This window comes from Burkholderia mayonis, assembly GCF_001523745.2.
GTDB lineage: Bacteria > Pseudomonadota > Gammaproteobacteria > Burkholderiales > Burkholderiaceae > Burkholderia > Burkholderia mayonis.
On the sequence record NZ_CP013387.1, the window covers coordinates 1,154,309 to 1,178,442 of the forward strand.

Below are 24,134 nucleotides of genomic sequence, written 5' to 3' on the forward strand. Positions count from 1 at the left end.
GATGAGCGCGATTTCCTCGACGATGAACGACGCAGGCGCCACGCCGTTCGCCGGACTGCTCGAACGTTTTTCCGAGCGGCGCGCTGCGGCGGGCGCCGCAGGCACGATCGGCTACCGGGAGGCCGGCGGCGTGCGCGGCGAGCGCTGTCCCGTCGTGCTGTTGCACGGGATCGGATCGGGCGCGGCGTCGTGGGTGCGGCAGCTCGATGCGCTCGGCGCGACGCGCCGTGCGCTCGCGTGGGACGCGCCCGGCTACGGCGCGTCGTCGTGCGTCGCCGCCGAGTCGCCTGTCGCGGCCGATTACGCGGCGTCGCTCGGCGCATGGCTCGACGCGCTGCGGATCGAACGCTGCGTGCTCGTCGGCCATTCGCTCGGCGCGATCGTCGCCGGCGCGTTCGCGCGCGCCGCAAGCGAGCGTCTGTCAGGATTGCTGTTGATTTCGCCCGCGGGCGGCTATGGCAGTGCGCCCGCCGACGTGCGGGCCGAGCGGCGCGACAGCCGTCTCGCGCTGCTCGCGTCGCTCGGCCCGCAAGGGCTCGCCGAGCAGCGCAGCGCGAACATGCTGTCCGCGCATGCGAGCGACGCGGCGCGGGCGTGGGTGCGCTGGAACATGGCGCGGATCGTGCCCGCCGGCTATGCGCAGGCGACGCACCTGCTCGCGAACGCCGATCTCGCGGCCGACCTCGCGCATTACCGCGGCCGCGTGGCGGTCGCGGTCGGCGCGGACGACGCGATCACGCCGCCCGCCGCATGCGAGCGGATCGCGCAGGCGGCGCGCGTCGGGTTGCAGGTAATTCCGCGCGCGGGCCATGCGGGCTACGTCGAAGCGCCCGATGCGTATGGCGCGCTGATCGATGCGTTTTGCCGTCAATGCGACGGACAGCGAGGTGCGGCATGAGCGCACCGCTGCTGAAAGACGCCGACGACGCGAAAAACGATTCGAACTATGTCGTACCGGGGCTCGAGCGCGGTCTGCGGATTCTTGCCGAGTTCTCGCCGCGCGAACCGGTGCTCGGCGCGCCGGAGCTGTCGAAGCGGCTCGGCATTCCGCGCACGACGGTGTTCCGTCTGCTGCAGACGCTCGAATCGCTCGGCTTTCTCGAGCGCGCGGACAAGGACCGCAATTATCGATTGGGCGTCGCGGTGCTGCGCCTCGGCTTCGAATACCTGAGCTCGCTCGAGCTGACCGATCTCGGCTTGCCGGTGATCGAAGGGCTGCGCGACGCGACGGGCTTCACGACGCACATCGTGATCCGCGACGGCCGCGACGTCGTGTTCGTCGCGAAGGCGCAAAACGCGGGGCACGCGTTCGGCTCGGTGCGGGTGAACGTCGGCACGCGCTTGCCCGCGCATGCGACGACGCACGGCCACGTGCTGATGGGCGACCTGTCGCTCGCTCAGTTGCGCGCGCTGTATCCGGAGCCTGCGCTCGAGCGCGTGACGAAGGCGACGCCCGAGACCGTCGACGTGCTGTTCGGCGTGATCCGCGAAGACGCGCGGCGTGGCTACGGGATCGGCAACTCGGCTTTCGAGCGCGACATCTCGGTCGTCACGGCGCCCGTGCGCAACGACGCGAGCAAGATCGTCGCGGTCGTCACGGTGACGGTGCCGCGGCCGGAGATCGACGCGTCGCTCGTCGCCGACGGGCTGATCGACAAGGTGCTGCGCGCGGCGGCGGAGCTGTCGCGGCGGCTGAACTACCGGTCCGACGACGAAAACACCTATTTGAAGGCATTGGGATTGCGATGATCCAGATCGATTTGAGCGGACAGGTCGCCGTGGTGACGGGCGGCTCGTCCGGCATCGGCTACGCGAGCGCAGAGCTTTTCCTGCGCGCGGGCGCGTCGGTTGCGATATGCGGCCGCGACGCAGAGCGGCTCGCGAACGCGCAGGCGCGGCTCGCACAGCCGTTCCCGCGCGAGCGCGTGCTCGCCACGCGCTGCGACGTGCTCGACGAGGCCGATGTGAACGCGTTCGCGCAGGCGGTCGCCGAGCGCTTCGGCGGCGCCGACATGCTCGTCAACAACGCGGGCCAGGGCCGTGTGTCGACGTTCGCCGACACGACTGACAACGCGTGGCGCGACGAGCTCGAACTGAAGTACTTCAGCATCATCCGCCCGACGCGCGCGTTCCTGCCGCTCTTGCGCGCGTCGGCCGCGCCGACGATCACCTGCGTGAACTCGCTGCTCGCCTTGCAGCCGGAGCCGCACATGGTCGCGACGTCGTCGGCGCGCGCGGGCGTGCTGAGCCTCGTCAAGTCGCTCGCGTCCGAGCTCGCCCCCGAACGCATCCGCGTCAACTCGATCCTGATCGGCATCGTCGAATCGGGGCAGTGGCGGAAGCGCTACGAAACACAGGCCCTTCCGGGCGAATCGTGGGAAGCGTGGACAGCCGCGCTCGCCGCGAAAAAGAACATTCCGCTTGCGCGCTTCGGCCGGCCCGACGAGGCTGCCTGGGCGCTCTTCCATCTCGCAACGAATCTGTCGTCGTACACGACGGGCAGCCATATCGACGTATCAGGAGGCTTTGCACGCCATGTCTAACAAAACCACCACCACGGTCGGCGAGCTGATTGCCGCCTTCCTCGAACGATGCGGCGTGAAGACCGCCTTCGGCGTGATCTCGATTCACAACATGCCGATCCTCGACGCGATCCATACGCGCGGCAAGATCCGCTACGTCGGCGCGCGCGGCGAAGCGGGCGCCGTCAACATGGCGGACGGCCTCGCGCGCGTGTCGGGCGGGCTCGGCGTCGCGTTCACGAGCACGGGCACCGCGGCGGGCAACGCGGCGGGCGCGATGGTCGAGGCGCTGACGGCCGGCACTGCGCTCCTGCACATCACGGGGCAGATCGAGACGCCTTACCTCGACCAAGATCTCGCGTACATCCACGAAGCGCCGGATCAGCTGTCGATGCTGAACGCGATCTCGAAGGCCGCGTATCGCGTGCGCACGGTCGAAACCGTGCTGCCGACGATCCGCGAGGCGGTGCGCGTCGCGATGACCGCGCCGAGCGGCCCGGTATCGGTCGAGATTCCGATCGACATCCAGGCGGCCGAAATCGAATGGCCGGACGACCTCGCGCCGCCGCATGTCGCGGTGCGCGCGCACGACGCCGCGCGCGTCGCGCAGCTCGCCGAGCGTCTCGCGAGCGCGCGTCGGCCGCTCCTGTGGCTCGGCGGCGGCGCACGGCACGCGCGAGCGGAGGTCGAGCGGCTCGTCGCACTCGGCTTCGGCGTCGTCACGAGCGTGCAGGGGCGCGGCGTGCTGCCCGAAGATCATCCGGCGACGCTCGGCGCATTCAACGTCCACGCGGCCGTCGAGCGCTTCTACAAGACGTGCGACGCGATCGTCGTCGTCGGTTCGCGGCTGCGCGGCAACGAGACGCTGAAGTACAAGCTCGCGCTGCCGCGGCCGCTCTTCCGCGTCGATGCCGACGCGCTCGCCGACAACCGCGGCTATCGCAACGACCTGTTCGTGCACGGCGACGCGAAGCGCGTGCTCGCCGAGCTCGCCGACCGGCTCGAAGGCAAGCTCGCCGTCGATCCGCGCTTCGCCGGCGATCTCGCGGCCGCGCGAGAGGCGGCGGTCGCCGACGTCGGCAAGGGGCTCGGCCCGTACAAACGTCTCGTCGACATGCTGCAGCAGGCGGTCGGCCGCGACTACAACTGGGTGCGCGACGTGACGATCTCGAACAGCACGTGGGGCAACCGCCTGTTGCAGATCTTCGAGCCGCGCGCGGGCGTGCATGCGCTGGGCGGCGGGATCGGCCAGGGGATGCAGATGGCGATCGGCGCGGCGCTCGCCGGCTCGGCGGCGAAGACTGTGTGCCTCGTCGGCGACGGCGGCCTGATGGTGAACGTCGGCGAACTCGCGACCGCCGTGCAGGAAAACGCGAACGTGATGATCGTGCTGATGAACGATCAGTGCTATGGCGTGATCCGCAACATCCAGGATGCGCAGTACGGCGGCCGCCGCTGCTACGTCGAGCTGCATCAGCCGGACTTTGCGCAATTTTGCGCGAGCCTGAACCTCGCGCATCACCGGATCACGTCGCTCGACGACGCGGAGCGCATCGTCCGCGAAGGGCTCGCGCACGACGGCCCGGTGCTGGTCGAGGTCGACATGCTGTCGGTCGGCTCGTTCGCGACCGCGTTCGCCGGCCCGCCCGTCAAGAAGGACACGCCTGCGGAGCGCCAATATGCGTAATGCCCACGCTCCCGTCGACGTCGCGATGATCGGCTTCGGCGCGATCGGCGCGGCCGTCTATCGCGCGGTCGAGCACGACGCCGCGCTGCGCGTCGCGCACGTGATCGTGCCCGAGCATCAATGCGACGCGGTGCGCGGCGCGCTCGGCGATCGCATCGATGTGGTGTCGTCGGTCGACGCGCTCGCGTACCGCCCGCAGTTCGCGCTCGAATGCGCGGGGCACGGCGCGCTCGTCGACCACGTCGTGCCGCTGCTGAAGGCGGGCACCGATTGCGCGGTCGCGTCGATCGGCGCGTTGTCCGATCTCGCGCTCCTCGACGCGCTCTCCGACGCGGCCGACGAAGGCGGCGCGACGCTGACGCTCTTGCCGGGCGCGATCGGTGGGATCGACGCGCTCGCGGCCGCGAAGCAGGGCGGCCTCGACGACGTGCTGTACGTCGGCCGCAAGCCGCCGCTCGGCTGGCTCGGCACGCCGGCGGAAGCGCTCTGCGACCTGCGCGCGTTGACCGCCGAGCAGACGATCTTCGAAGGCAGCGCGCGCGACGCGGCGCGGCTCTATCCGAAGAATGCGAACGTGGCGGCGACGGTCGCGCTCGCGGGCGTCGGGCTCGACGCGACGAAGGTGCGCCTGATCGCCGATCCGGCGGTGACGCGCAACGTGCACCGGATCACGGCGCGCGGCGCGTTTGGCGAGATGTTGCTCGAGATGAGCGGCAAGCCGCTGCCCGACAACCCGAAGACGTCCGCGCTGACGGCGTTCAGCGCGATCCGCGCGCTGCGCAATCGCGCGTCGCACTGCGTGATCTGAACGATCTGAACGATCTGAACCGGCTGGGACACCCATCATCATGACTGCATTCGATTCTTCCCTCGTGCCGTCGGGCGAGATCCTGATCGGCGGCGAGTGGCGCCGCGGCCGCGGCGCGACGACGCCGAACTTCTATCCGGCCGACGGTTCGCTCAACACCGAGATCCACATGGCCGACGCGGCCGACGCGCGCGAAGCGGTCGAAGTCGCCGACGCCGCGTGGCGCCGCGCGAACTGGGCCGGCCTGAAGCCGCATCAGCGCGCGGCCTTGCTGTATCGGATCGCCGATCTGATTCAGGCGAATCACGAGGCGCTTGCGCAATTGCAGCGGCGCGACAACGGCAAGCCGATCAACGAGACGCGCGCGCTCGTCGTGAGCGCGGCGAGCACGTTTCGCTACTTCGCCGCGTGCGCGGAGACGCTCGACGAGGCGCTGACGCCGTCGCGCGGCGACTATCTGTCGATGAGCGTGCACGAGCCGCTCGGCGTCGTCGCGGCGATCACGCCGTGGAATTCGCCGATCGCATCCGATGCGCAGAAGCTCGGCCCCGCGCTCGCTGCCGGCAATGCGGTCGTGCTGAAGCCCGCCGAGGTGACGCCGCTCGCGTCGCTCGCGCTCGCGCGCCTCTGCGAGCAGGCGGGCGTGCCGCCCGGCGTGATTTCGGTGCTGCCGGGCAAGGGCTCGGTGATCGGCGACGCGCTCGTGCGCCATCCGCTCGTGAAGAAGGTGTCGTTTACGGGCGGCACCGAAGTCGGACGCGGGATCGCGCGGCTCGCCGCGGAGAAGCTGATGCCGCTGTCGCTCGAACTGGGCGGCAAGTCGCCGACGATCGTGTTCGACGATGCCGATCTCGATCACGCGGTCAACGGCGTGCTGTTCGGGATCTTCAGCTCGTCGGGCGAATCGTGCATCGCCGGCTCGCGCCTCTTCGTGCAGCGGGCGATCTACGACGCGTTCGTCGCGCGTCTCGTCGACGCGGCGCGCAAGCTGCGCGTCGGCGATCCGGCGAGCGAGCGCACGCAGATGGGCCCGCTCGTCACCGCGCAGCATCGCGACACGATTGAGCGTTACGTGGCGCTCGGCCGCGACGAAGGCGGCCGTGTGCTGTGCGGCGGCGACCGGCCGGCGGGCGAAGGCCGCGACGCGGGCTTCTTCTATCTGCCGACGATCCTCGACGGCCTGTCGAACCACGCGCGCATCTGCCAGGAAGAGATCTTCGGGCCGGTGCTCGTCGCGCTGCCGTTCGACGACGAGGCGTCGCTCGTCGCGGAAGCGAACGACAGCGTGTTCGGCCTCGCCGCTGGCATCTGGACGCGCGACTACAAGCGCGCGTGGCGCGTCGCGCGCGCGCTCGACGCGGGCACCGTGTGGATCAACACATACAAGCAGTTCTCGATCTCGACGCCGTTTTCCGGCTGGAAGGAAAGCGGGATGGGCCGCGAGAAGGGCAGCCTCGGGATTCGCGAGTACATGCAGCAGAAGAGCCTCTACTGGGGCTTGAACGAATCGCCGCTGCCGTGGGCGAACTGACGGAAAGGATCATCGAATGAGCATTCTCGGCATCGAACAGATTACCTACGGCGTGACCGATCTCGCGACATGCCGCCGCTTCTTCGCGGACTGGGGCCTCACAGAGGTCGCGCGCGACGCGACGCACGTGCGCTTCGAGACGATGAACGGCTGCACGGTGCGCGCCGTCGACGCGAGCGATCCGTCGCTGCCGCCCGCGTTCGAGGAAGGCCCGACGCTGCGCGAGGTGACGTGGGGCGTCGGCACGCAGGCGGAGCTCGACGCGCTGCGCGGCAAGCTCGCCGGCCAGCCGGGCCACTATGAGACCGACGGCGCGGTCGGCTGCATCGATCCGAACGGCATGGCGATCCGCATCGAAGTGACGCGCAAGCGCGCCGTCGACGTGAAGGGTTCACTGCCGAACGTGTGGGGCGAGACGCTGCGTGTCGATCAGCCGGCCGCGATCTACGAGCGCGCGGAGCCGATCGAAGTCGGGCACGTCGTGTTCTTCACGAACCGGCTCGCCGAGCAGGAAGCGTTCTACCACGAGCTGCTCGGCTTCGAGACGTCGGACCGCTATCCGGGCCGCGGCGCGTTCATGCGCTGCGCGCCGCACGGCGGCCATCACGATCTGTTCCTGCTCGCGCTGCCTACGGCCAAGCGCGGCCTGAACCATGTCGCGTTCACGGTGCGCGACATCCACGAAGTGTTCGGCGGCGGGATGCACATCAGCCGCTGCGGCTGGGAGACGCAACTCGGGCCGGGACGCCACCCGGTGTCGTCCGCGTACTTCTGGTACTTCCGCAATCCGGCGGGCGGCCTCATCGAATACTACGCGGACGAGGACATGCTGACGCCCGCGTGGCAGCCGCGCGAGTTCGAACCGGGCCCGACCGTGTTCGCCGAGTGGGCGATCGACGGCGGTCTCGACGGCAACACGCGCCGGCAGAAGCACGCGCAGGCGCCGGAAGGCAAGTTCATGACGGAGCGCAAAGATGACTGAGCAAGCGAATGCCGCAGCGGAGGCCGCGCCGCGCGCCGTCGTCGTGATCGGCGGCGGGCAGGCGGCAGGCTGGGTGGTGAAGACGCTGCGCGGCGAAGGCTTCGCCGGGCGCATCGTGATGATCGCGGACGAAGTGCATCTGCCGTACGAGCGGCCGCCGCTGTCGAAGGCCGTGCTCGCGGGCGATGCGGACATCTCGACCGTACGCGTCGTGCAGCCCGACGAATTCGGAACGCTCGCGGTGGAAACGTGGCAGCCGGAACGTGCGGCGTCGATCGATCGCGCGCGGCGCGTCGTGCGCACCGCGTCGGGCCGCGAGGTCGAATACGAGCGGCTCGTGATCGCGACGGGCGGCTCGCCGCGCCGCTTGCCGGATTCGATCGTCAAGATGCCTAATCTTCATTACCTGCGCACGCTCGACGAAGCCGTCGCGCTCGGCGAGAAGCTGCGCGCGAGCCGTCGCGTGCTCGTGATCGGCGGCGGCTGGATCGGACTCGAAGTCGCGGCGACCGCGCGCAAACTCGGCGTCGACGCGGTCGTCGTCGAGGGCGCGCCGAGGCTGTGTGCGCGCTCGGTGCCGGGCGCGGTGTCCGGTTTCCTGCTCGATTTGCATCGCGCGAACGGCGTCGACGTGCGCCTGAATGCGTCGCTCGCGTCGCTCGATGCGCACCCGGACGACGCGAGCCGCGTGCGCGCGACGCTCGCCGACGGCACGACCGTCGATGCGGATATCGCGGTCGCGGGCATCGGCCTCGCGCTCAACACGTCGCTTGCCGCGGACGCCGGGCTGCGCGTCGACGACGGTATCGTCGTCGACGAATACGGGGCGACGAGCGATCCGGCGATCTTCGCGTGCGGCGACGTCGCGAACCATCCGAACGCATGGCTGAAGCGCCGGGTGCGGCTCGAATCGTGGGCGAACGCGCAAAACCAGGCGATCGCGGCGGCGAAGGCGGTGCTCGGCGTGCGCGCGCCGTACGCGGAGATTCCGTGGTTCTGGTCCGATCAATACGACGTGAACCTGCAGATCCTCGGCGATCTGCCCGCCGACGCGCAGCTCGTGATTCGCGGCGACGTCGCGGCGAGGCGCGCAACGCTGTTCTTGCTGACGGGCGGCGCGCTGCGCGGCGTGATCTCGATCAATTCGGCGCGCGACCTGAAGCTCGCGCGCAAATGGATGAGCCAGGGGCGCGCGATCGACATCGCCGCGCTGGCGGACACGACAAAGGCGCTCGCCTGATCGACGAGAGCGACAACGACGACATGGAGGAGAACACACGCATGAGCACACTGGAAAGCGCCGTCGCGGGCGGGCCCGCGGCCAAAGCGGCGGCGAGCGCCGCGACCCCTGGCGCGATCATCGCGCGCCTCGAGCGGCTGCCCGCGAACGCGATGCAGATCCGCGCGCGCGTGCTGATCGGCACCGCGACGTTCTTCGACGGCTTCGACGTGATCACGATCGCGGCGACGCTGCCGCTCCTGATCCACAAGTGGGGGCTTTCGCCGAATCAGATCGGAATGCTGATCGCGTCGGGCGCGATCGGTCAACTGCTCGGCGCGTTCCTGTTTCCGGCGCTCGCGGAAAAGTACGGCCGCGTGCGCGCGATCGCGTGGAGTTCGGCCGTGATCGGCGTGACGAGCATCGCATGCGGATTCGCTTCGACGTTCGAAGCATTCGTGCTGCTGCGGATCGTGCAAGGGCTCGGCCTTGGCGGCGAGCTGCCGGTCGCCGCGACCTACATCAATGAGATCACGCGCGCGCACGGCCGTGGCCGCTTTGTGCTGCTGTACGAGATCGTGTTCCCGATCGGCCTGCTCGCGTCGATGGCGCTCGGCGCGTGGCTCGTGCCGCGCTTCGGCTGGGAGGTGATGTATTTCATCGGCGGGATGCCGCTCGTGCTCGCGCTCGTGCTGACGCGGCTCGTACCGGAGTCGCCGCGCTGGCTTGCCGCGCGCGGTCGGCTCGACGACGCGGGGCAGGCGCTGCATGTGTTCGAATCCTCGGTGAAGGGGCCGCTGCCTCCCGTGACGCACGCAGGCGAGTTCGACACGCTCGTGCGTCGTCATCCGAAGCGCCGGATGTTCGATCTGTTCGGGCCCGCCTATCTGAAGCGCACGCTCGCGGTCGCGACGCTGTGGGCGACCTGCGGATTCATCCAGTACGGGCTGTCGACCTGGCTGCCGACGATCTACAAGAACTTCTATCACGCGCCGCTGCAACTCGCGCTGAACCTCGCCGTGATCGGCTCGGTGATGGGCGTGGTCGGCTCGCTCGTATCGGCGCTCACCGTCGACGTGGTCGGCCGCAAGCCGGTGATCGTCGGGTCGTTCGTGCTGTGCGCGCTGTCGCTCGTGTTCGCGGGGATCTATCACGCGTCGTCGGTATACGTCGTCGCCGCGTTCTGCTCGCTCGCGCTCGGCCTGATGGCGTCGGGATTCATCACGTCCTATGTGTACACGCCCGAGCAGTATCCGACGAGCATCCGCGCCGCCGGCTGCGGGCTCGGCAGCGCGTGGCTGAAGATCGCGTCTTTCGTCGCGCCGATGGTGGTGCCGCGCGCGATCGTCGGCGGCGATCTGAGTCCGGCGTTCTACTTGCTCGCGGCGGTGCCGCTCGTCGCCGCGCTGACCGTGCATTTCGTCGGCATCGAGACGAAAGGGCAGGTGCTCGAGAAACTCGAGGCGTAGCACGGCACTTTCGCGGCACTCGGCAAAGCGGAGAGAACGGCCCGGGATTTTCCCGGGCCGTTTTTTTATTGTGCGCATCTGCCGCAAAAAGCGGTGGAGAAGATGCATCGAATGAGACGCCCGGCGCGCTCCGCGATTCCGTGAGTTTCCGGCTGTCGGTGCACCGGCATTCGATAAATAGTATTCCTCGGTTTTATTAATTGCTCGTTTAATATTTTCATTGATTAATCGGAATTTTCTGATGTGGAATTTTTGAGTAATGTGGGCTGGATTACATTTTTAACATTATTCCGCCAGTGTTCGATGGATTACTGTTTTTGAGTATTCTGGAAATGACGAGGTGGAAAGTTATTAATATCCCTGCCTGCGAGGCGTGATCGGGGTTCGCGATTGATGTCCCGGAAATCATATAAATGATTTTTACATTTTAATCGCAATGCGTGATTTCGTTTTCGATGGCGACAGTCCGGCGGGCTGGGCGATCGGATGCCGACCCTGCTGACGACCCGTGCGAATTGAATTCACAGGGGATATTGAGTGAACAAAATCTACAACGTTGTCTGGAGTCGGGTGCGAGGCCAATTGATCGCGGTATCCGAATTTGCCGGGTCGAATGGAAGCACGGGTTCGACGGCGCGAGCCGTCACGACGGCCGCTCGCGTCGACGCAGACGCGGCGGCTTCGTGTCGATCGCGCATTTCGTGGGCGAAGCTCGGCCTGATGTCGCTGTCGGTGGCTGCGGCGATGGGCGCGATGGCGACCGACGCCGCCGCGCAGGTCAGCTATGCGGCGGGCTATAACGCGTACGCCGGCCCCGGCGGCAATACCGGCCCGTGGGCGTTCTACAACCCGGCTTTCAGTCCGGGCTCGCTGCTGTACGGCACGGCGGTCGGCAACTACGCGTACGCGAACGGCGAGGGCGGCTCGGCCTACGGCGATCACGCCACGGCGACCGGCCGCCTGGGCACCGCGCTCGGCGTCTACTCGCAAGCGGCGGGCGACGGCGGAACCGCGATCGGCGCCAGCGCGAGAGCGCTGCCGGACTTCAGCCTGGCGATCGGCACGAACGCGCAGGCGCTGAAGGACACGGGGCAGTCGATACCCGGTCGCGAAGACATCGGCACGATCGCGATCGGCGCCGGCGCGTTCGCGCAGGGCGACAACAGCGACCCGCTGCACGTGTCGGCGCCGAACGCGTTCGGCGGCTACTCGTCGGCCACCGCGAGCGGCGCAGTGGCGCTGGGCGAGGGCGCTGCGTCGTCCGCCTATTACGCGAACGCGCTCGGCGCCTATTCGAAGGCGTCGGCGGCGGGGGCGGTCGCGGTGGGCGGCGGCGCCGAGGCGACGGCTCAAGGATCGGTCGCGATCGGCGGCGCGACGAGCGTCAACAATGCGACCGCGTTGTCCGGCTACGCGAGCGCAAGCGGCGTCAACGCGATCGCGATTGGCTCAGGCGCTCAGGCGACCGGCAGCCAGTCGATCAGCATCGGCACGGGCAACGTCGTGTCGGGTGCGAACGCGGGTGCGTTCGGCGATCCGTCGACGGTCACGGGCACGGGCTCGTATTCGTTCGGCAACAACAATACGATCAACGCGAACAATGCATTCGTGCTGGGCAACAACGTGATGATCGGCTCGGGGCTCGACGGCTCCGTGGCGCTCGGCAACGGCACGACGGTGGCGGCGGCCAATCCGACCAGCAGCGCGACGATCACCACGACGTCCGGCGGCCAGTTGACGCTGTCCGGCTTCGCCGGCGCGAATCCGACGAGCGTCGTGAGCGTCGGCGCGCCGGGCGCCGAGCGTCAGATCACGAACGTGGCGGCGGGGCGCATCACGCCGACCTCGACGGATGCCGTCAACGGCAGCCAGCTGTATGCGGTCGCGAGCACCGTCGACAACGCGGTGAACGGCGGCGGGATCAAGTACTTCCACGCGAATTCGACCGCGCCCGATTCCACGGCGGTGGGCGCCGATAGCGTCGCGGTCGGGCCGGCTGCCGTCGCCTACGGTCAAGACTCGATCGCCGAGGGCGCGAACGCATCGGCGGGCGTGAGCGGCAATCCTGCGGTCGCGGGCGACGTCGCGCTCGGCAGCGGCGCGCAGGCGACGGGCGGACGATCGCTCGCGCTCGGCGCGAACGCGTCCGTCAACACGGCGGGCGGGGTGGCGCTCGGCGCCGGCTCGGTCGCGAATCGCGCGGCCGGCACCTATACGGACCCGATCACGGGCAGCAGCTTCACGACGGCGTTCGGCGCGGTATCGGTCGGCCTCGAAGGATCGCTGCGTCAGATCACCAACGTCGCGGCGGGCACGCAAGCGACGGACGCGGTGAACGTCGGCCAGTTGCAAGGTGCGATCGCGCAACTGAATCAGTCGATCCAGAACATCACGAACGGGTCGAACTCGGGCAGCAGCGGAAACAATGGCAATAACGCCGGGCAAACCGTGTCGGGCCAGTGGATCACGGGCAATCCGTCGACCTATACGGCGCCCGTCGCGAGCGGCATCGGTTCGACCGCCGCGGGCAGCGGCAGTGTCGCGTCCGGCACGAACAGCGTCGCGGTCGGCGACGGCGCGTCGGCTGCCGGCAACAACTCGGTCGCACTCGGCGCCCATTCGGTCGCGACCGCACCGAACACGGTGTCGGTCGGCTCGGTCGGCAATGAGCGGACGATCTCCAATGTCGCGCCGGGTGTCAACGGCACCGATGCGGTGAACGTGAGCCAGTTGAACAGCGGCATCGGCAATGCGGTCGGTCAGGCGAATCAGTACACGGATCAGAAGGTCGACCACTTGCGGCGCGAGATGAACGGCGGCGTGGCTGCGGCGATGGCCGTGGCCGGATTGCCGCAGCCGACCGCGCCGGGCAAGAGCATGGTGGCGATCGCGGGCTCCACGTGGCAGGGTCAGCAAGGCTTCGCGCTCGGCGTATCGACGATCTCCGAGAACGGCAAGTGGCTTTACAAGGGGTCGCTGACGACCAGCACGCGCGGCGGTACCGGCGCGGTGCTCGGGGCGGGCTATCAGTGGTGAGATGAGTCGCGCACGACGGCCGGTCTCGTGCCAGCCGTCCAGACGATAAGGAATCCAATATGAAAATGAACAGGATATCGAAATATGTGGCGGCGGCCGGAGTGTGCGGGGCGCTGCTGGCGGGATGCGGAATGGCGCCGACCACTGCGCCGGACGGGTCGGTCGGGTTCCCGGCGCGCGACAGCGCATGGTTGAAGGAGGGCGCGTTCGTGAATGTCGAGAATCTGCGGCAGATCGGGCCCGGTCTCGACAAGAACCAGGTCTATGCGCTGATCGGCGAGCCGCATTTCAGCGAGGGGATCTTCGGCGTGCACGTGTGGAACTATGTGTTCAATTTCCGCACGGGCCACGGGCAGGACGTCGTGACCTGCCAGTATCAGATCCAGTACGACAACCACTACCGCGTGAAGTCGACGTATTGGAAGGAGCCGGAATGCAAGGCGCTGGTCGATGGGCCGAAGGAGCCGCCGGTGGCGCAGGCGGCGAGCGACGAATCGAAGCAATTCACGCTCGATTACCACCTGCTGTTCCCGTTCGACAAATCTGCGCTGCGCGATCTGCTGCCGAGCGGGCGCGCGGAACTGGACCGGATCGCGGCCACGCTGCAGCAGCAATACCAGCACATCCGCTCGGTCCGGGTCACCGGCTATACCGATCGGCTCGGCACGGATGAATACAACCGCCAACTGTCGCTCGCCCGGGCTGAAACGATCCGCTCGTACCTGACGACGCGCGGCTTGCCGGCCGATCTGATCGTCGCGCAAGGGCTCGGCAAGGCCGACCCGGTGAGCGCCGGGTGTCCCGCGGGCCGTTCATCCGAAGCGATCGCCTGTCTCGCGCCGGATCGGCGCGTCAGGATCGACATCGCAGGAGAGCGGCGCTAGGCTCGCAACGGTGCGCCATTCCGGCGTGCGTCGGTGCCCTGGCGGCGCCGAAAGCCCGCCGCGTGCGGCCGGTCGGCGTCACGACCGGTTCGTGTGCGAATTGGCGCACCGACTAGCGCACGGCGGTGACGGGTACGCTCGCGATGCTCACGAGGCGGTCGAGGATGCTGCGGTGGAAAAAATGGGTGAGCGCATGGAGCGGATCGCGGCGCGGCGCGACGACGACGATCTCGTCGCAGCCGTTCTCCGCCGCGCAGGCGGCGATCGTGTCGGCGATCGGGCCGACTTTCATCGCAACCGAATATTTGACGTGGGCGTCCTTGAGGATGGCGATGGCTTGGGCGAGTTCGCCTTCCGAGAAATCATGCTCGATCTGGCGGAGCTTCGCGAGCGAGTGGAAGGCTTCGAGGCGGGTGGATTCGAGAGGGGGCTGCACGTTGACCAATACGACTTCGGACGCACATCGCTCGTGATACAGAAAGGCGGCGTGCCGCACGGCCTGCAGCGAACGCTGCGAGTGACCGACGGGGACCAGGAGTTTGAGCATGAGAAAACCTGTTCGGTAACGCGGTGACAGTAGGCTAGTCCTGTCGCCGTCGGCATGGCCTAAAGAAATTTGGGGGCGGCGTAAAAATGTCGTAAACGTGTCCGGCGCGTCCTCGCGCTATAAAAAATATAAGAAATATAGATTTATGCGCATAAAGGGACGAGGCTCGGCCGGCGACGGATTCGCGCCGTCGGCCGTGTTCGTGCTTCGAGGCGAGCCGAGGCTTCCGCATCCCCGTGTCGATCGCAGCAACGCGAGACGAGACTTCTCGCTCCATTCGTCCATCGTAGCGCCGGCGCGAGGATTCGGCGCATCGTTAATTGGATCGTCATCTGAATCGTCTTGGGGATCGCTGCGATGCAGCAATCCGAACCCGGAGCCGGGCGGCCGCGCAGAGGAATCCGGGGCGTTTATATAATTGTCCGCGTCCAGAGAAGGCGGACTGTCGCAACGTCGTCGCACGCATCGCCGCCGGTATATTCACCGATCCGCACGGAGACCCGTATGTCCGCAGGCATTTCCCCGTCCTCCCGCCCGCCCGCCGCGCTGCTCGAGCCGCTCGTCGACATGCCCGCGCATGCGCTCGCCGTGGCGATCCGGCGCAAGGACGTGTCGTGCGTCGAGACGATGCGCGCGTATCTCGCTCACATCGAGCGTGTGAACGGCGACGTCAATGCGATCGTCGCGTTGCGCGAACCCGACGCGTTGCTCGCCGAAGCCGCGCTGAAAGACGCGGCGCTCGCGCGTGGCGAATATACGGGCTGGCTGCACGGCGTCCCGCAGGCCCCGAAGGATCTCGCGATGACGAAGGACATCGTGACGACGCTCGGCTCGCCGATCTTCCGCACGATGAGGCCGTCGGCCGACGCGCTCGTCGTCGAGCGGATGCGCGCGGCGGGGGCGGTGTTCGTCGGCAAGACGAACACGCCGGAGTTCGGGTTGGGCTCGCATACGTTCAACGAAGTCTATGGTGCGACGCGCAATCCGTACGACCTGTCGAAAAGCGCGGGCGGCAGCAGCGGCGGTGCGGCGGCCGCGCTCGCCGCGCGGATGTTGCCCGTCGCCGACGGTAGCGACTTCGGCGGCTCGCTGCGCAATCCGGCCGCGTTCTGCAACGTGTACGGCTTTCGGCCGTCGCAAGGGCGCGTGCCGCGTTGGCCGAGCGTCGACGTGTTCGTCCAGCAGCTCGGCACCGAAGGGCCGATGGGGCGCACGGTCGTCGACGTCGCGCTGCTGCTCGCGATCCAGGCAGGCTACGATCGGCGCGATCCGCTGTCGCTCGCCGAAGATCCGCAGCGTTTCGCGCAATCGCTCGATGCGGACCTGCGTGGCAAGCGGATCGCGTGGGTCGGCGACTGGAACGGCTATCTCGCGACGGAGCCGGGCGTGCTGGCGCTGTGCGAGGCGAGCTTTGACGCGCTGCGCGCGATCGGCTGCGATGTCGATGCGGCGCTGCCGTCCTTTTCACCGGAGCGGATCTGGCAGACGTGGCTTGTGCACCGGCATCTGCTGTCGGGCGGGAATCTGCTGATGCACTACCGTGAGCCGTCGCGGCGCGCATTGCTGAAGCCGGAAGCGATCTACGAAGTGGAGGGCTTGTTCGAGCTCGGCGCGTCCGACGTCTACGACGCGAGCGCCGCACGCAGCGCATGGCACCAGGCGCTGACGACATTCTTCGAGCGCTACGACTACGTCGCCGCGCCGACCGCGCAGGTCTTTCCGTTCGACGTCGGCCTTCGCTGGCCGCAAGCGATCGCAGGGCGCACGATGGACACCTATCACCGGTGGATGGAGACAGTCGTGCCGTGGACGCTTGCCGGCTGTCCGGCGATCAGTGTGCCGGTCGGATTCAACGAGGCGGGACTGCCGATGGGCATGCAACTGATCGGCCGGCCGCGCGACGATTTCGCGGTGCTGCAACTCGCGCGTGCGTACGAAAAGGAGCGGGATTGGGTGAATGCGCGCCGGCCCGCGTTACCCGGCGCTCGAATCGAGTAGACGCGGCGGCGGCGCATGACCAACGCGGTCGATCAGGCGTGCGCGGGCCGCTCCGATCGACCGCCGAGATGCTCGAGGCAGCCGGCGGGCCGAATTCGCCCGGGTTCGCACTGGGGACGCTTCAGAAAATGGGAAATAAAGCACGTTTAGCCTGAGCTACTGGGCGGACGAGTTGACGAACCGGTCTAGTCTGTGTCTGGTACAAATGGGATAACGCCCTGGCGGAAGGCGTCTTCCTGCAAATTTCTTGGGATGCGGCGCGCGTCAACGATAAGGCCGTCGATCTCGATGATCCACGCGAGCGGACTTCTGGCGAGCTGACTGGGGAGCGACCAGCGAGGGCCGAGCTGGCCGATCTTCAAAAGTTTGAGGATTGCCCCTGAGCGGACCGAACCGGTCTGGGTGCCCAATTCGAAGTGCTCGCACGGCGCATCTGCGCGCATGTGTGGCTTCCGGGATTTGTGCTTATGCGCTGTAGCGCATAAGCACTTTTAGGCACAGTTCCCTGTTATGCCCAGTTCGTCGACCGGTGTCCGTCAGCATTGGAGCGCCGGCGACGAGACTGTAGATAATCAGAGCTGTTGGAGGAAGGCGAGCACGCTATCGGAAGGCTTGAACCGGAACGAGGCGGCTTCCGTTGGCGCCAGTTTCTCGAGTGCCCGCTGCTTTGTCGCCAGATCAGCGTCGATGTAGACGTGAGTCGTTTCGATGCTTTCGTGCCCGAGCCAGAGAGCGATGAGACTGATGTCGACGCCCGATTGCAGCAGATGCATGGCCGTCGAGTGCCGGACGACATGCGGCGAAATGCGTTTGCCAATCAGGCTCGGGCATTTCAAGCCAGCCTGATTGACGGCTTGCTGGAGGATGTAATCGACGCCGTTGCGCGACGGTTGCCAGCCGCGATGACCGGGAAACGCGATCGGCGTGCGGGTGCTCTCCAGTTCATGGAACCACGTCTTCAATACCTGGGCCGTATTTGACCACAACGGAATGCTTCGTTCCTTGCGGCCCTTGCCCATCAGGTTGATCAGCGTGCTGCTGCTGAACTGGACCTGCTCCTGTCGGAGCGCGATGATTTCGGAAACGCGCGCTCCGGTGTTGTACATCGTCAGCAGCAGTGCGTAGTCGCGACGACCGCGCCAAAGGGACCGGTCGGGTGCTGCAAGCAGCGCATCGATTTCGATTCGGGTGACGTAGCTTTCGACCAGTTGTGTGAAATCGTCGGCGATCGTCTCGCCCCTGAGCGTCAACTTCCGTTCGCCTTCGAAATAGACCGGGGCGGCCGGACGTTCGCCGGAACCCGGCAACGAAATACCGATGTCCGCAAGCCGGCTTTCGCCCGGGCCATTGACGACACACCCCATGACGGCGACGTGCAGCCGCTCGACGCCCGGATAACGGAGCCTCTATCCGGGCGCCTGCTCGCGCAGCCTGCGCTCGATGTCGCTCGCCAGCGTCTGAAAGACGGTGCTGGTCGTTCGTCCGCAGCCGGGGCAGGACGTGACTGCCGGCGCAAACGCGCACAGCCCCATCGACTGCAGGATCTGTTGGGCGACCAGCACCTCGCGCGTGCGATCGCCGTTCGGCTCGGGCGTGAGCGAGATGCGGATGGTGTCGCCCCGATGCCTTGTTGCAGCAGCACAGCGAGTGCAGTCGCGAACGCGACGATGCCCTTCGATCCCATGCCCGCCTCGGTCAGGCCGACGTGCAACGGATAGTCGCAGCGGGCGGCGAGTGCGCGATAGACGGCGATCAGATCCTGCACCTGACTGACTTTCGCAGACAACACGATTCGGTCGGCGGGTAAACCGATCTCGATCGCGTGCGCGGCATTTTCGAGTACCGAAGCGACGAGCGCGTCGCGCATCACTGCGGAAGCGTCGCACGGCTGCGCGAGCCGGGCGTTCGCGTCCGTCATCCGCGCGAGTAGATCGGGGGCGAGGCTGTCCCAGTTCACGCCGATACGCACGGGTTTGCCGTAGCGGCGGGCGATCTCGATCAACTGGCAAAACTGTTCGCTGCGCTTGGCACCGTGGCCGACGTTGCCGGGAGTGCCCCGGTATTTGGCGAGCGCTTGGGCGCAATCGGGAAAGCGCGAGAGCAGCCGACGGCCGTTGAAATGAAAATCTCCGATGAGCGGGACGTCGATCCGCTGCTGATCGAGCCGTTCGCGAATGCGGGGTATCTGGGCGGCGGCGTTTTCGTCGTTGACGGCGACGCGCACCAACTCGGCGCCGGTGCGCGCGAGGCGGGCAACCTGGTCGGCGGTGTCGGTGTTCGTCATCGCCTGAATGACGATCGGCGCGTCGCCGCCGATGCAAACCGGGCCGACGTGAACTTGCCGCGCGGCGTGGCGGGAGAGGGGAAACGTCATGGTGGTCTCCAGTGGACGACGCTCAGCTACGCGCTTCCGGCAGGCGGAACACGACACGCTCTTGCTTGCCGGACAGCACGTCGATCGACATGTCTGCAGTCAAACGCCCGAGCGCTGCGAGCACGTCCTGAACCAGAGCGTCGGGCGTGGACACGCTGGCGGTGATGCCGATGGTTTCCGCGTCACGCACCCACGCAGCGCGCAGCTCGCTGCCGTCGGCGATCAGATGGCTGTGCGCGCAGGCCTCTTCGGCGATCTCGCGAAGACGCTGCATGTTCGAACTGTTCGATGAGCCGACGACGAGCACGACGTCGACAAGCCGGCTCAGCTCGCGCACGGCGATTTGACGGTTCTGTGTCGCATAGCAAATGTCACGGGTGTCGGGGCCGACGATTTGCGGATAGCGTTGTCGCAGCGCGTCGATGATGTCTCGCGTGTCGTCGACGCTGAGCGTGGTCTGCGTGACATAGGCAAGCCGAGTGTCGGCCGCGAACGGCTATCGGGTGACGTCGGCGCGCGTTTGCACGAGCGTGACGGGCGCCGGAATCTGTCCGAGCGTGCCTTCGACTTCCGGATCCCGGCGTGGCCGATCAGGATAACTGAGTAACCTCGTATGGCATAGCGACAGCCATGTTCGTGAACCTTGGTAACGAGCGGGCAGGTCGCATCGAACACACGCAACCGCGTTCGCGCGCCTCCGCCTCGACCATGCGGCTCACACCATGCGCGCTGAATGCCGTGACGGCTCCGGCTGGGACTTCGCCGAGCGCTTCGACGAAGATTGCGCCTTTGGATCTCAAATCGTCGACGACGTGTTGGTTGTGGACGATTTCGTGTCTGACATAAACGGGCGTGCCGTAGCGTTCGAGCGCGCGCTCGACGGTATCGATCGAGCGGACGACCGCCCGCGAAAAATCAACGGGGCTGGGCAAGAATGACGCGCATGATGATGCTCCGTTGGTGTAATCGTTTAGTTAAGCAAATGAATGATAAGGTCGGCGAGATTGTCGGGCGGCGTGGCGCGCGCCGAGTGGTTCTGGGGCGGCCTGTGCGCGCCGTGTGAGAGCGATGGCCGCGGCGGGGCTTCAACTGATGTCATCGTTTTCTCCTGCGGAGAATGGGGGGCGGCGCGATCGCCCGAACCGGAAGCGGTTGTCATCGCGAGCGTGTGTGTGATGCGGTGTTGCGCATCGAGTCGAATGGCGGGACGACCGCGGTTGCGGTGGCGGAATGTGCGGCGAGTTGTGCAATGAAACGCTCGACCGACGTTTGAACGCCGGGTGCGTCGAGACCGTGCAGACCCAGTAATTGGGCTGGATCGCCGTGCTCGACGAACGCGTCGGGCAGGCCGAGGCGCAGCACGGGGCGAAAGATCAGCAGGTTCGCCAGAGCCTCGATACATGCGCTGCCAGCGCCGCCATGCAGGCAACCCTCCTCGACTGTAACCAGTATGTCGTGCGTCGAGGCGACCTCGGAGAGCTGGATCGTGTCGAGCGGTTTCACGAAGCGCATGTCGATTACCGTCGCGTCGAGTGCGTCGGCCGCGCTCAGACAGGGGGCCACCATCGTGCCGAACGCGAAAAAGGCAATGCGTCGGCCACTCGGCGCACTGCTCGAACGGCGCAACATCGCTACCCCGACGGGCAGCGCACTCAGATCCGCCTCGACCATCGCCCCCGATCCACTGCCGCGCGGATAGCGTACCGCGCACGGTCCGGGTTGACGTAGCGCGGTGTGCAGCATCTGCCGGCATTCGTTTTCGTCGGACGGCGCCATCACGATGAGATTCGGGATACAGCGCAGATACGCGAGATCGAACGCGCCCATGTGCGTGGCGCCATCTCCGCCGACGATGCCCGCCCGATCGATCGCGAACGTCACGGGCAGATTCTGTATCGCGACGTCATGAATCAACTGGTCGTAGCCGCGTTGCAAGAAGGTCGAGTAAATCGCGACCACGGGCCGCATGCCGTCCGCGGCCAGGCCCGCCGCAAACGTCACCGCATGTTGTTCGGCAATGGCGACGTCGAAATAGCGGTTCGGAAAGCGCCGTTCGAACTCGACGAGACATGAGCCTTCGCGCATTGCCGGCGTGATCGCGACGACACGTTCGTCGCGTACCGCTTCGTCGCACAGCCATTCGCAGAATATTTGCCCATAGGTCTTGCGACCGGGTTTGCCGGGGACGAGACCGGTCGTCGGATCGAATTTGCTGGGGCCGTGATACTGAATCGGATCGGCTTCGGCGCGGGGATAACCGTGCCCTTTCTGCGTGAGGACGTGCAGCAGATGCGGGCCGGGCAAACCTTTCAGCGTGGTCAGCGCATCGATCAATTCGCCGACGTCGTGTCCGTCGATTGGGCCGACATAGTTGAAGCCGAATTCCTCGAACAGCGTGGCCGGAGCGATCGAGCCTTTGGTCAGCGCTTCGATTCGGCTCGCAAGCTGACGTGTCGGCGGCGCCAGGTTCAGCACGTCCTGCGCGTGCCGCTTCGCGCACGCATACATTCGACCGGCGATCAGCCGTCCGAGCGCATGCCGCAGCGCGCCTGCCGGCGTCGAGATCGACATGTCGTTGTCGTTGAGGACGACGATGAGCGGCAAATCGCGTGCGATGCCGGCATTGTTCATCGCCTCGAACGCGATGCCGGCAGACAGCGCGCCGTCGCCAATCACGGCAACGCAATGACGGGCCTCGCGCATCAGCCGCGCGGCATGCGCCATGCCGAGCGCCGCTGAGATCGAGGTGCTCGAATGCGCAGTGCCGAACGCATCATATTCGGATTCCGAACGACGTGGGAAGCCGGAAATGCCGCCGAGTTGCCTGATACCCGACATCGCGTCGCGGCGGCCGGTGAGGATCTTGTGCGGGTACGACTGATGACCGACATCCCAGACGATACGGTCGTGCGGCGTATTGAACACGTAGTGCAACGCAATTGCCAATTCGACGCTGCCGAGATTGGAGGCGAGATGACCGCCCGTTTTCGACACGCTGTCGAGTACGAACGCGCGCAGTTCGTCGGTGAGTTGAGATAGCGCCCCGCGCGTGAGCCCGCGAAGATCGTCCGGTAGCCGGACGGATTGGAGAATGCTTTGCATGATGGTCTTCCCCACGTATGGCGCGATCGACCGCCGGACCCGATATGCCCCGTGATGGTGCGTGATTGGTTGATCGATGCGCTTAATTCATTTTCTTAAGTAAATCTTTCCTGCATCTAAGGTGTTCGCCGAAAATTAAAAGTTCGTGCTTGAAAAAATAGAATTGCCATCTTATAAATGAATCCGTCAATCATCGGTCTTGGTCATCGTAGTATCTGTCGGGGAAAAATGCGAACCCATAAAATGGATTCATATTCCAATCGATTCCATAATGAATTAAGTAGTTTAATAATTGCTATGTTATTGTAATGGCGGGGCGAAAACAACGATTTCGATTTATTCACCATGGGAACCGGGGGTTCACACGATTGGCCGTAACGAATTGTCCCGCCCGACTGGGCGGAGCGAGGATGTTTGTTGGCCTAGGGACGGAGACGCCGGCACTGATGCTGCGCGGTGCGGGGATTCTTTGTCCAGGCATCATGCGGAGTCGATCGGAAAGTCGGCGGGACGATTGTCGCTATTTGCGATGGGCAGTGCCTTGGTTGACGTTCTTGTTGAGCGGTCGGTGCGGATATTTTTTGATGAAATTTTAAAAGTTGATAAGTATTCGGAGCGAGGAAATGGGGAAATTTACATAAAACGACTGAGTTGATGGTAACGACATCTGAATCCGGATATGACAAGCGAAAATTATCCTTCTCGATTGACTGGAGAGGATTTCATGTGAGATGACTGCTATTCCGGATATAGCGCGCGAAGGGTGGCGTTTTATACCTCACTTTTGCGGAGAAGGATGGGTTAGTACCCGCCTAAGGCAGGAAACCGGTCTGGCTGCGCTTGGACTACGGGTTTCGCGCAATGGGCCCGCCTGCCGTTACTCGGTGGAGGAAACGTCGATGAGTCAGGTCATTTCGGAAGTGGGCCGTTCGGATGCGGGATTGCCCCGCGACCTCGGTATCGCGCAGCCCTATCGCGTGCTTTGTGGCGCGACGATGAATCATTACGCGCCGAAGATCGTTTATACGTATCGGGACAGTCCTGAGGACTGGCGCAAGGCGATCGGCGAGCGTTTGATGTTCCAGTTCGGCGTCTATGACGATCCGCGTTCGAGGCCGCCGATCTCGCTCGACGAATCGGGGCTTCGCTATTTCGATCAGCAAATGGAGATCGCCGGATTCGGTCGGCATGGGCACGGTTCGTCTCGCATCAGGCGCATTCTCGATGTCGGCTGTGGCTGGGGATTCGGACTCAAATATCTAGCGGATCATTTTCCCAAATGCCCGAGGCTCGACGGCATCAACATCAGCCCGGCGCAGCTCGAATATTGCGCGAAGTACCACCGGGAGCAGCATCTGGATGATCGCATCAATCTCTACCTGTGTGATGCGCAGGATGTCGACTTGCTGCCCGATGCAGACGATCCTTACGATCTGGTCACCATTCGAGGCGTGATCTCGCATTTTCCCAACGACTTGTACGAGCGGGCGATGGCGAAGCTCGCAGCCCGGGTGCAGCCCGGCACAAAGGTGATCATTTCCGACAACTTATACAACGTGCCGCTCGACGTATATCAGTCGGACACCGAAGACGAGGTGGATCGGCTCGCATGCAAACATCGGAAGACGCCTGACTATTTCCGGCGAGTGATCGAGCAGAACGGCTTCGAGGTCGAAGACATGCGCGTGCTGCCCGAGAACATCGACGTCGCGCGTTGGTTCATGGACGTCAAGAAGAACATCGAGACGAACTTTACCGAAGACAACATTCCGCCGCCGCTGGAGGAATTGCGCGTGATGGCGGTGAATGTGTCGGTGGCGCTGATCAAGAACCTGTTTTCGACGTACAGCGTGATTGCGAGGCGAACCACTCATTGACGCATCAGGCTGTCGTCGGTGAAAACTACTGCCGCTCCTTATTGGGTAAGGCCAGCATATTGGACATCTCGATATCGGACTCAGAAAAAAGCAAGGAA

General features: G+C 65.7%; 17 protein-coding genes and 2 pseudogenes. 13 read left to right on the forward strand and 6 right to left on the reverse strand.

Annotated elements, in window-relative coordinates; all coding sequences use genetic code 11:
* The first annotated feature begins 1 nt into the window (after position 1).
* From WS70_RS23775 to WS70_RS23825, 11 genes are all read left to right on the forward strand, one after another.
* Positions 2–898 (forward strand): alpha/beta fold hydrolase, encoded by an 897-nt coding sequence (locus WS70_RS23775; protein WP_059598485.1) that lies wholly within the window; start codon positions 2–4, stop codon positions 896–898.
* On the forward strand, positions 895–1,749 hold the full coding sequence (locus WS70_RS23780; RefSeq protein ID WP_059473933.1) for an IclR family transcriptional regulator: 855 nt from the start codon (positions 895–897) through the stop codon (positions 1,747–1,749). The genes WS70_RS23775 and WS70_RS23780 overlap by 4 nt, the downstream gene beginning before the upstream one ends.
* Positions 1,746–2,543, forward strand: a complete 798-nt coding sequence (locus tag WS70_RS23785) for an SDR family oxidoreductase (RefSeq protein ID WP_059473934.1) — start codon at positions 1,746–1,748, stop codon at positions 2,541–2,543. The genes WS70_RS23780 and WS70_RS23785 overlap by 4 nt, the downstream gene beginning before the upstream one ends.
* Positions 2,536–4,209 (forward strand): thiamine pyrophosphate-binding protein, encoded by a 1,674-nt coding sequence (locus WS70_RS23790; protein ID WP_059598484.1) that lies wholly within the window; start codon positions 2,536–2,538, stop codon positions 4,207–4,209. Before WS70_RS23785 ends, WS70_RS23790 begins: the two co-directional genes overlap by 8 nt.
* Positions 4,202–5,017, forward strand: coding sequence for an aspartate dehydrogenase (locus WS70_RS23795; RefSeq protein WP_059473936.1), 816 nt, complete (start codon positions 4,202–4,204; stop codon positions 5,015–5,017). The genes WS70_RS23790 and WS70_RS23795 overlap by 8 nt, the downstream gene beginning before the upstream one ends.
* Positions 5,018–5,057: 40 nt before the next feature.
* Entirely contained in the window at positions 5,058–6,548 is a 1,491-nt protein-coding gene (locus WS70_RS23800; protein WP_059473937.1) for an aldehyde dehydrogenase, read from the forward strand.
* A gap of 16 nt (positions 6,549–6,564) precedes the next feature.
* Complete coding sequence (locus tag WS70_RS23805) at positions 6,565–7,530, forward strand: VOC family protein (RefSeq protein ID WP_059473938.1); 966 nt, start codon at positions 6,565–6,567, stop codon at positions 7,528–7,530.
* Positions 7,523–8,770 carry an NAD(P)/FAD-dependent oxidoreductase gene (locus WS70_RS23810; protein ID WP_059598483.1) on the forward strand — a complete coding sequence of 416 codons (1,248 nt, stop codon included), beginning with the start codon at positions 7,523–7,525 and terminating at the stop codon, positions 8,768–8,770. The genes WS70_RS23805 and WS70_RS23810 overlap by 8 nt, the downstream gene beginning before the upstream one ends.
* Before the next feature lie 41 nt (positions 8,771–8,811).
* On the forward strand, positions 8,812–10,218 hold the full coding sequence (locus WS70_RS23815) for an MFS transporter (RefSeq protein ID WP_059474047.1): 1,407 nt from the start codon (positions 8,812–8,814) through the stop codon (positions 10,216–10,218).
* Between the two features lie 570 nt (positions 10,219–10,788).
* A complete protein-coding gene (locus WS70_RS23820) occupies positions 10,789–13,254 on the forward strand; it encodes a YadA family autotransporter adhesin (RefSeq protein ID WP_203236024.1) in 2,466 nt (821 codons plus the stop codon).
* A gap of 59 nt (positions 13,255–13,313) precedes the next feature.
* Positions 13,314–14,138: an OmpA family protein gene (locus tag WS70_RS23825; RefSeq protein WP_059473940.1), complete on the forward strand. Its 825-nt coding sequence runs from the start codon at positions 13,314–13,316 to the stop codon at positions 14,136–14,138.
* A 112-nt stretch (positions 14,139–14,250) separates the two neighbouring features.
* Here WS70_RS23825 and WS70_RS23835 read toward each other — a convergent pair whose 3' ends face one another.
* Positions 14,251–14,685 carry a universal stress protein gene (locus WS70_RS23835; protein WP_059473941.1) on the reverse strand — a complete coding sequence of 145 codons (435 nt, stop codon included), beginning with the start codon at positions 14,683–14,685 and terminating at the stop codon, positions 14,251–14,253.
* A gap of 504 nt (positions 14,686–15,189) precedes the next feature.
* Between WS70_RS23835 and WS70_RS23840 the strand changes: the two genes are divergently transcribed.
* Positions 15,190–16,683, forward strand: a complete 1,494-nt coding sequence (locus tag WS70_RS23840; protein WP_059598482.1) for an amidase — start codon at positions 15,190–15,192, stop codon at positions 16,681–16,683.
* A gap of 185 nt (positions 16,684–16,868) precedes the next feature.
* On the opposite strand, the gene WS70_RS23845 is transcribed toward WS70_RS23840, so the two are convergent.
* The 5 genes and pseudogenes from WS70_RS23845 to dxs form a co-directional block, all read right to left on the reverse strand.
* Positions 16,869–17,126, reverse strand: coding sequence for a hypothetical protein (locus WS70_RS23845; RefSeq protein ID WP_059598481.1), 258 nt, complete (start codon positions 17,124–17,126; stop codon positions 16,869–16,871).
* Between the two features lie 129 nt (positions 17,127–17,255).
* The gene (locus tag WS70_RS33390) at positions 17,256–17,891 is read right to left on the reverse strand and encodes a tyrosine-type recombinase/integrase (protein ID WP_236861881.1); all 636 of its coding nucleotides are present in this window, start codon (positions 17,889–17,891) and stop codon (positions 17,256–17,258) included.
* Positions 17,868–19,057, reverse strand: a pseudogene (gene ispG / locus WS70_RS23850) (flavodoxin-dependent (E)-4-hydroxy-3-methylbut-2-enyl-diphosphate synthase); the annotation flags it as partial. The pseudogene ispG and the gene WS70_RS33390, both read right to left, overlap by 24 nt.
* Before the next feature lie 22 nt (positions 19,058–19,079).
* Positions 19,080–20,002, reverse strand: a pseudogene (gene ispH / locus WS70_RS23855) (4-hydroxy-3-methylbut-2-enyl diphosphate reductase).
* Positions 20,003–20,212: 210 nt separating this feature from the next.
* Positions 20,213–22,159 (reverse strand): 1-deoxy-D-xylulose-5-phosphate synthase, encoded by a 1,947-nt coding sequence (dxs, locus tag WS70_RS23860; RefSeq protein WP_059598480.1) that lies wholly within the window; start codon positions 22,157–22,159, stop codon positions 20,213–20,215.
* Positions 22,160–23,058: 899 nt separating this feature from the next.
* Here dxs and WS70_RS23865 point away from each other — a divergent pair.
* The gene (locus tag WS70_RS23865; protein ID WP_059598488.1) at positions 23,059–24,036 is read left to right on the forward strand and encodes a methyltransferase domain-containing protein; all 978 of its coding nucleotides are present in this window, start codon (positions 23,059–23,061) and stop codon (positions 24,034–24,036) included.
* Positions 24,037–24,134 lie beyond the last annotated feature (98 nt).

Excerpts from the sequence above, each read along its gene's own strand:
- WS70_RS23775 (WP_059598485.1), top strand. The coding sequence starts at position 2 with ATGAGCGCGATTTCCTCGACGATGAACGACGCAGGCGCCACGCCGTTC.
- WS70_RS23780 (WP_059473933.1), top strand. The coding sequence starts at position 895 with ATGAGCGCACCGCTGCTGAAAGACGCCGACGACGCGAAAAACGATTCG.
- WS70_RS23785 (WP_059473934.1), top strand. The coding sequence starts at position 1,746 with ATGATCCAGATCGATTTGAGCGGACAGGTCGCCGTGGTGACGGGCGGC.
- WS70_RS23790 (WP_059598484.1), top strand. The coding sequence starts at position 2,536 with ATGTCTAACAAAACCACCACCACGGTCGGCGAGCTGATTGCCGCCTTC.
- WS70_RS23795 (WP_059473936.1), top strand. The coding sequence starts at position 4,202 with ATGCGTAATGCCCACGCTCCCGTCGACGTCGCGATGATCGGCTTCGGC.
- WS70_RS23800 (WP_059473937.1), top strand. The coding sequence starts at position 5,058 with ATGACTGCATTCGATTCTTCCCTCGTGCCGTCGGGCGAGATCCTGATC.
- WS70_RS23805 (WP_059473938.1), top strand. The coding sequence starts at position 6,565 with ATGAGCATTCTCGGCATCGAACAGATTACCTACGGCGTGACCGATCTC.
- WS70_RS23810 (WP_059598483.1), top strand. The coding sequence starts at position 7,523 with ATGACTGAGCAAGCGAATGCCGCAGCGGAGGCCGCGCCGCGCGCCGTC.
- WS70_RS23815 (WP_059474047.1), top strand. The coding sequence starts at position 8,812 with ATGAGCACACTGGAAAGCGCCGTCGCGGGCGGGCCCGCGGCCAAAGCG.
- WS70_RS23825 (WP_059473940.1), top strand. The coding sequence starts at position 13,314 with ATGAAAATGAACAGGATATCGAAATATGTGGCGGCGGCCGGAGTGTGC.
- WS70_RS23835 (WP_059473941.1), bottom strand. The coding sequence starts at position 14,685 with ATGCTCAAACTCCTGGTCCCCGTCGGTCACTCGCAGCGTTCGCTGCAG.
- WS70_RS23840 (WP_059598482.1), top strand. The coding sequence starts at position 15,190 with ATGTCCGCAGGCATTTCCCCGTCCTCCCGCCCGCCCGCCGCGCTGCTC.
- WS70_RS23845 (WP_059598481.1), bottom strand. The coding sequence starts at position 17,126 with ATGCGCGCAGATGCGCCGTGCGAGCACTTCGAATTGGGCACCCAGACC.
- dxs (WP_059598480.1), bottom strand. The coding sequence starts at position 22,159 with ATGCAAAGCATTCTCCAATCCGTCCGGCTACCGGACGATCTTCGCGGG.
- WS70_RS23865 (WP_059598488.1), top strand. The coding sequence starts at position 23,059 with ATGAGTCAGGTCATTTCGGAAGTGGGCCGTTCGGATGCGGGATTGCCC.